The organism is Anaeromassilibacillus sp. SJQ-1 (assembly GCF_046693725.1).
Lineage (GTDB): Bacteria > Bacillota > Clostridia > Oscillospirales > Acutalibacteraceae > Anaeromassilibacillus.
Genome location: NZ_JBKEIV010000046.1, coordinates 21443 through 27472, shown reverse-complemented (window position 1 = coordinate 27472; position 6030 = coordinate 21443). Strand labels below are relative to the sequence as shown.

Annotated in this window: 7 protein-coding genes and 1 other RNA gene; 7 read left to right on the top strand and 1 reads right to left on the bottom strand. The window is 46.3% G+C overall.

All coding sequences use genetic code 11. The features are described from left to right. Window positions 1-817 precede the first annotated feature (817 nt). Window positions 818-1543 (bottom strand): helix-turn-helix domain-containing protein, encoded by a 726-nt coding sequence (locus tag ACGCCZ_RS13560; protein WP_411655239.1) that lies wholly within the window; start codon window positions 1541-1543, stop codon window positions 818-820. 100 nt (window positions 1544-1643) lie between these two features. On the opposite strand from ACGCCZ_RS13560, the gene ACGCCZ_RS13555 reads away from it, so the two are divergent. From ACGCCZ_RS13555 to ACGCCZ_RS13525, 7 genes are all read left to right on the top strand, one after another. Beyond that, window positions 1644-1862: a helix-turn-helix transcriptional regulator gene (locus tag ACGCCZ_RS13555; protein WP_411655240.1), complete on the top strand. Its 219-nt coding sequence runs from the start codon at window positions 1644-1646 to the stop codon at window positions 1860-1862. A 2-nt stretch (window positions 1863-1864) separates the two neighbouring features. Then, window positions 1865-2521 carry a BRO-N domain-containing protein gene (locus ACGCCZ_RS13550; protein ID WP_411655241.1) on the top strand — a complete coding sequence of 219 codons (657 nt, stop codon included), beginning with the start codon at window positions 1865-1867 and terminating at the stop codon, window positions 2519-2521. Between the two features lie 11 nt (window positions 2522-2532). Next, complete coding sequence (locus ACGCCZ_RS13545; protein WP_411655242.1) at window positions 2533-2799, top strand: hypothetical protein; 267 nt, start codon at window positions 2533-2535, stop codon at window positions 2797-2799. Between the two features lie 46 nt (window positions 2800-2845). Further along, an RNA gene (locus ACGCCZ_RS13540) (hammerhead ribozyme type II) lies at window positions 2846-2911 on the top strand. A gap of 14 nt (window positions 2912-2925) precedes the next feature. Further along, on the top strand, window positions 2926-4905 hold the full coding sequence (locus ACGCCZ_RS13535; RefSeq protein ID WP_411655243.1) for a Mu transposase C-terminal domain-containing protein: 1980 nt from the start codon (window positions 2926-2928) through the stop codon (window positions 4903-4905). Further along, window positions 4902-5807 (top strand): AAA family ATPase, encoded by a 906-nt coding sequence (locus ACGCCZ_RS13530; RefSeq protein ID WP_411655244.1) that lies wholly within the window; start codon window positions 4902-4904, stop codon window positions 5805-5807. Before ACGCCZ_RS13535 ends, ACGCCZ_RS13530 begins: the two co-directional genes overlap by 4 nt. Before the next feature lie 11 nt (window positions 5808-5818). Then, window positions 5819-6010 (top strand): hypothetical protein, encoded by a 192-nt coding sequence (locus tag ACGCCZ_RS13525; RefSeq protein WP_411655245.1) that lies wholly within the window; start codon window positions 5819-5821, stop codon window positions 6008-6010. The last annotated feature ends 20 nt before the right edge of the window (window positions 6011-6030 follow it).

Below are 6030 nucleotides of genomic sequence, written 5' to 3'. Positions count from 1 at the left end.
GATTTGTAGGTAAAATACAAAACTAGGAAAATAGGCGTGAAAACCCGTGATAACTGTTGATAAACCGAAAAATGGCTTTAGACCGGCGTTTTTGGGGCGTTAGAATTGGTGACATCTTGGAAAATGTCGTATTTTTTGTATTTTATATGCAAAGTTTTATAGCCTGTTTTGCGTCGATCCAGGCGAGTATATCACGCAGTATCGAATTTTAAACAATCTTTTTAAAATGTTTAAAATCGCTTAAAATCAGCAGGAATGAATTTAACACGAAGGCTCATAAACCGCATAAAACTGCGGCATGTGGGCCTTTTTTGTTTTTATAAAGTTGATTTAAATAATTAGAATAGTATGGCCTATATCTTACTTGGAGGCGCTCTTGTACTCTCCGTTTTAATGGGAAATAGGGGAAGTCCATATAAGGCTTAATGGGAAGTGCTTCCCATTAAGTATTCATGCGGGTTTGTCACGTATTGATTCTAATTATGAATAAAATTGTTGGCAGTTTTAAAAATGTATATTTTTTGAATAATATGTATAAATATTCTTTAGCGTTTTGCTTGTCTTAGTTTGTGAATAAAATTTACTTTGTTCTAATATTTAATAATATTTTATATATGTTTATTTTTGATAATAATATATATATTAGGAAATAAAAGGGTGTATATATTGCATAAATTGTCAAGGCTAAAAGTGTCCCTAAATTGAAAAAATTGTCGTTATTAATATATAGGATTTGGCCATATCCTTACTACATATTGAAAGGGTAAGGGTTATGAAAAAGGTAATGAGTACAGATCGTTTCCGGCGGATTATGCGCTTACGCATCCATGGAAATGTGGTCCGCATTGATTTTAGAGACGGGAAAAGCTGTATCGAGGATCAGCGCGGCAGACTGCAGCATACCAACCTGGACGGGAGTAATATCGTCATCCTCGCTAATCCCTCGATACAGCAGAAATCTTGTAAATAGCCTAATCTCAGCATCTGTGAATTTGTCGAAAATATCGCCCTCTGCCTCTGCTACTGTTGGGGTAGAGGGCATTTGTTTGTCTAAAATTGTACTCTCAACATCAGCGTGCAAGGCATCGATCAAAAAATCTTTTTCTGAGTCACTACCATTTGCAATAGCGCGATGCAATTCGGTCACGATGTCAAAAATCAACTTTTGTTGCCTAGAATTGCACTTGGCTATAGCATCAGACAGATTTTTTAATACAGGTGGAAGGGATTGGCGCACGGCCTCCATTGATTCCGTATCGTCCCATTTGAAAGGGGGATCTCGTTGGTCGCTCTCCCCTCTTAAATAAGCACCTGACACACCAAAATAATCTTCCAGCGCGGCCATTGCCTTTGAGTTTGGCTCTCGTTTTCCGTTTTCATACCCGATAATAGTGCTATATGCAATCCCAGTCTTTTCAGAAAGTTGTTTTTGTGTAATCCCTTTTTCTGCTCTCAATGTTTTTAGACGTAGAGCTACTGATGATAAACCATTGTCCATTTTTGTATCTCCTTTTTGAAAGATTATATCATTCAACTTGTTCAAATGCAAAACAAAACGCAACTTTACCGCTTGACTTATGCATACGAATAAGATATAATTGTTATACAGCTTAGTCGAACGAACAAGAAAAGGAGGATAAACATTGTTTGTAATCCCCAGAATTAATGAAATTGAAAAACGCCGTAAAGAACACGGATGGTCACAACATAAGCTCTCCTTACGTGCAGGATTAGCTGGTTGTGCAATTTGCCGCATTGAAAACGGCAAAACAAAGAGAATCAACCACCTGCGCGCCAGGGAAATTGCTAAAGCTCTGGATTGCCAGGTAGAAGATATATTTGTCAAATCGAAAGGAGTTTAATCATGGATGAAATGCAAGTATTTAAGAACAGCGAATTTGGAGAGCTCGGAGTACTGGAAATTGACGGTAAGCCCTATTTCCCGGCCACAGCGTGTGCAAAGTCCCTTGGATATAAACGCCCTGCTGATGCGATCACCGCCCATTGTAAGGGGTCGGTAAAATACCGAGTCCTTACAAATGGAGGAGAACAGGAGCTGAAGTTCATCCCGGAGGGCGATTTGTACCGATTGATTACCCATAGCAAACTCCCAGCCGCCAAGCGGTTTGAGATGTGGGTGTTTGACGAGGTGCTCCCGACAATCCGCAGGCAAGGCGCGTATGTGCCAAACCTAAATGAGGCCATCTCCAAGACGGCTACCGCTGTTGTAACGGAGGTTATGAGGCAGCTAATCCCGATCATAAAAGATGTCGTAAATCATGGGACCAGACAGAGCTACTGCGGACCGGACGCTACCGGACTGTGTGATCTGAGTAACCGCTGTAAGCTGGAGACCTTCCCGCCGGACGTTGTTGGACAGGTAGATGCAATGCTTGAAGAAATGCTCCAGCAACAAAGCCTCAATTTTAGTCTGATCGCGCGGTACTGCACGGTTAATGGATACGCCATATCGTCTCCGTCAGTAAAAACCTACTTTAAGCGCCGTTTCGGTCAGAATTAAGGAGGTCTATCATGGCAAGAACATTTGAGATCACTACAGAAGGAAACGCCGCCAAGATCGTTGTTGACGGCAACGAAATCAGCGACGTTATTGAGTGTAATCTCCGCAAAAACAACGAAGGAACCATACTGGAGATTAAGATTGCAATTACTGGAGATGTATCATACAACCATAAACCAATTAAAATCCCTTGTGCGCAGACCTATGGTACAACTTCAGAGGAGATCAGAAGAGCCATTTTAGACTGGAGAAAGGGATGCTTACATGAAAACGGGTAATCATGGACTTATCTCTCCTATATCAATATCTCTTTCGAGCAGTGCAAGCCGAAACGCCCGAAAGGGCGTCCACTAAGGGATGGCCTCCTAGTGCTGATGATGGCAGGCCGGAAGACAGGTGACAATATGATCAAATTATCCACGAGAGAGCTTGCAGAGCTTAAGGGATGCACGCAGCGCAATATCAAGCTCTTAGCGCAAAGTGGTAAACTTTGCGGAGAAATTGCTAAAAACGAAAAGAATAGACCCGCATATCAATTTGCGCTGGATGCCCTTGAGCCAGAACTGCAAATTAAATATTACCGGCAACACGGTATGGAGCTCCCAAAGGAGCTATGCAAACCAAAAAAGCCGCAGCCGGTTAAGGAGTCCAAACCACTAGACGCATACACCGCTGCCCAGCGAGAGGAGATCAGCCGCTGGATCAATATCCTCAAGGACTGGCAGAGTTATCGTGCCAATCGCAAGGACAAAGAGTCTGTGGACGCGGAGTACATAGCACAGTGCCGGGATAAATATCCGGACGTGCATATCTCCCGTGACATTCTATACAGCCGCCAGCGCGCGTATAAGGCCAACGACTACGATGGGCTTGTGGACAAGCGAGGTATTGGACGCAAGGATAAGTCCTCTTTCCCGGATGAGATTAAGGATCTATTTTTGTACCTATATTTGGACGAGAGGGCACTCCCGATCTCCAAATGCTATGAGGCAACAAAGCTGGCGATTGGTCAGCAGAGACCAGAGTTGTTAGGGCGTATGCCCAGTTACGACACCATGTATCGCTGGGCAAACGAGTACAGCAAGCCAGTAGCCTGTCTCGCTCGTGAGGGCGACAAAGCCTTTAATGATCGGTACGGTATCTTTGTCGACCGATTTTATGATCATATGGACAGCAATGATTACTGGATTGCCGATGGCCACACGATCGATGTCATCAGTAAGGCGGATGATGGTAGTGACCGGCACCACCGCATGACGCTGTCGGCGTTTTTGGATGCTCGCAGCGGCATCTATGTAGGTTGGGTTGTGACGGATCATCCAAGTAGTGATGCTACCATTTTTGCGCTGCGTAAGGCAATCCAGCGATATGGTATCCCTAATCATATCTATGTAGATAATGGCCGGGAGTATCTCAATATCGATATTGGAGGGACCGGGCACCGGCGAGCAAGCAAGGTCAAGATCGACTTGCCGACTCCGATCTTACAGCGGCTAGGGATCCAGATGACCAATGCGTTACCACGTAATGCGCAAGCAAAAATCATTGAAAGAGAATTTCGAAATTTTACATTTTTGAGCCGTCTATTTGACGGCTATTGCGGAAGCAACGTCGTCGCAAAGCCGGAAAAACTCAAACATAAACTCAAGGCGGGCAATATTCCCACGGACGGGGAGCTGACACAGGTCATCAATGAGATGATCGACGGATATTTTAATGCGCAACCTTACAATGGCAAGGTTGTAGCGGACCGCGGAAAGACCAAATTGCAGGTGTATATGGATCACCTGCCACAAACCGTACGCCGTGCCGCACCTGACGATCTATATCTGCTGATGATGCGTAGTACCCGCGCGCAGACGGTTGGCAAAAATGGTGTATATCTCACGGTATGTGGTGAGCGGCTCTATTATCATAGCGACGAGCTGCTCATCAATTGGACCGGGAAAAAGGTCTATCTGCGATACGACCCAGAGGATCTCCGGAGTGTCCGCGTATACGACGCGGACGAGAAGTACATCATGACGGTGCCTCTCATCAGCGAGCTAATGCTCGACTATGGGGCCTCCAAAGACGAGGTACGCACCGCAATGCAGCAAAAACGACGCTGGCGCAACCAGGCAAAACACCTCGCCGATATCCAGCGTGAGCAGGCTGTAGCACAGTATGGACCACTCAACGTCTTGGATATCTTTGTTCGGGCAGCTCACGTCAATAACGAAGGACTGCTGTTGCCATCCGATGACAATACAAACAATATTACAGAGATTACACCAGTGCCACAATCTGAGCGTACCCGTGTAGCAGCCGGGGACGGCGGCGTGGTAATCGACATAGAGCGGATGATCCGCAACAGACTCAAAAGAGAGGGGCAAACAAGATGAGCAAACAATACGATCCGGAGCTCCAGCAACGCCTGGAGGATTACATCAAGGAGGTTGGCAGCCAAAGTGAGGCCGCCCGAAGGATTGGAGTGAGCGTTGCGGTAGTAAGCACTTACCGCAACAGCAAATATGCAGGCGATGTAGCGGGGTTCGAGACCCGACTCCGCCAATTTTTGGCCACCAAGGAGGCGGCAGACGAGCTATCCAATAGTGTTGTGGAGTATGTACCGACATCTATAAGCGAGTCGGTCTATCATACAATCCGCATATGCCATCTAAAAGGCGGCCTCGCAAATGAGTGTGGGGACGCCGGAATTGGCAAAACCAAGGCGGCGTTGAAATATGTGTCGGATTACCCGAGTCAGGCAATCCTGATTACAGCTAATCCGTGTATCAGCAGTGTGACAGCCTTTTTTAAGGCGCTTTGCAGGCGCCTTAAAATATCAGCTGCTCGTAAGGACGATATGTGGATAGAGGTGGACGAGCATCTGCGAGGCGGACGCAAAGTCCTCATCGTGGATGAGGCTCAGCATCTCCCGATCAAGACTGTGGAGGCTATCCGAGCTCTCACAGACAGCAATCCGGAGCTGGGATGCTGCATGATCGGCAATCCTGAGACAATTAATGTCGGTACACGCCGCCCGGCGTTTGCCCAGATCCGCAACCGGACAAAGATTGTGCAGATCAGGCACACTGGGGAGATAACCAAAGCAGATATCGCCTTGCTCTTCCCGGCTTTGGCAAGTCAAGACAAAGAGCTTGAATTGCTATGGGCTGTCGCCCGTAGCGAGCAGGGAGTCCGCGGGGCTGTAAATCTCTATAGCAACGCGGAAGATAACGAGGATATATCGTATCAGGGGCTGATGTCAATGGCCAAATACATGAAAATCGTTGCCTATTGAGGAGGATGGTAATGCGTAAAATCATCTATTACATAGGACCGTGGGCCTTGGGATTACTGTGCGGCATCGCCGCAATGCAGCTGAGGGACGGAGAATATCTACTTGCTGCTACCTGGACATTGCCGGTTATTGGTTTGGGAGGGGTTTTGCTTGCAGGATTAAGCGAGAATGAGGACCCTCCTACCTCTACAATGGGCGGTTAAACCGCCCATATCCTTAATGC

What these genes read in the sequence shown, in the direction of transcription:
- ACGCCZ_RS13550 (WP_411655241.1), top strand. Translation starts at nt 1,865, where the DNA reads ATGGATGAAATGCAAGTATTTAAGAACAGCGAATTTGGAGAGCTCGGA.
- ACGCCZ_RS13545 (WP_411655242.1), top strand. Translation starts at nt 2,533, where the DNA reads ATGGCAAGAACATTTGAGATCACTACAGAAGGAAACGCCGCCAAGATC.
- ACGCCZ_RS13535 (WP_411655243.1), top strand. Translation starts at nt 2,926, where the DNA reads ATGATCAAATTATCCACGAGAGAGCTTGCAGAGCTTAAGGGATGCACG.
- ACGCCZ_RS13530 (WP_411655244.1), top strand. Translation starts at nt 4,902, where the DNA reads ATGAGCAAACAATACGATCCGGAGCTCCAGCAACGCCTGGAGGATTAC.
- ACGCCZ_RS13525 (WP_411655245.1), top strand. Translation starts at nt 5,819, where the DNA reads ATGCGTAAAATCATCTATTACATAGGACCGTGGGCCTTGGGATTACTG.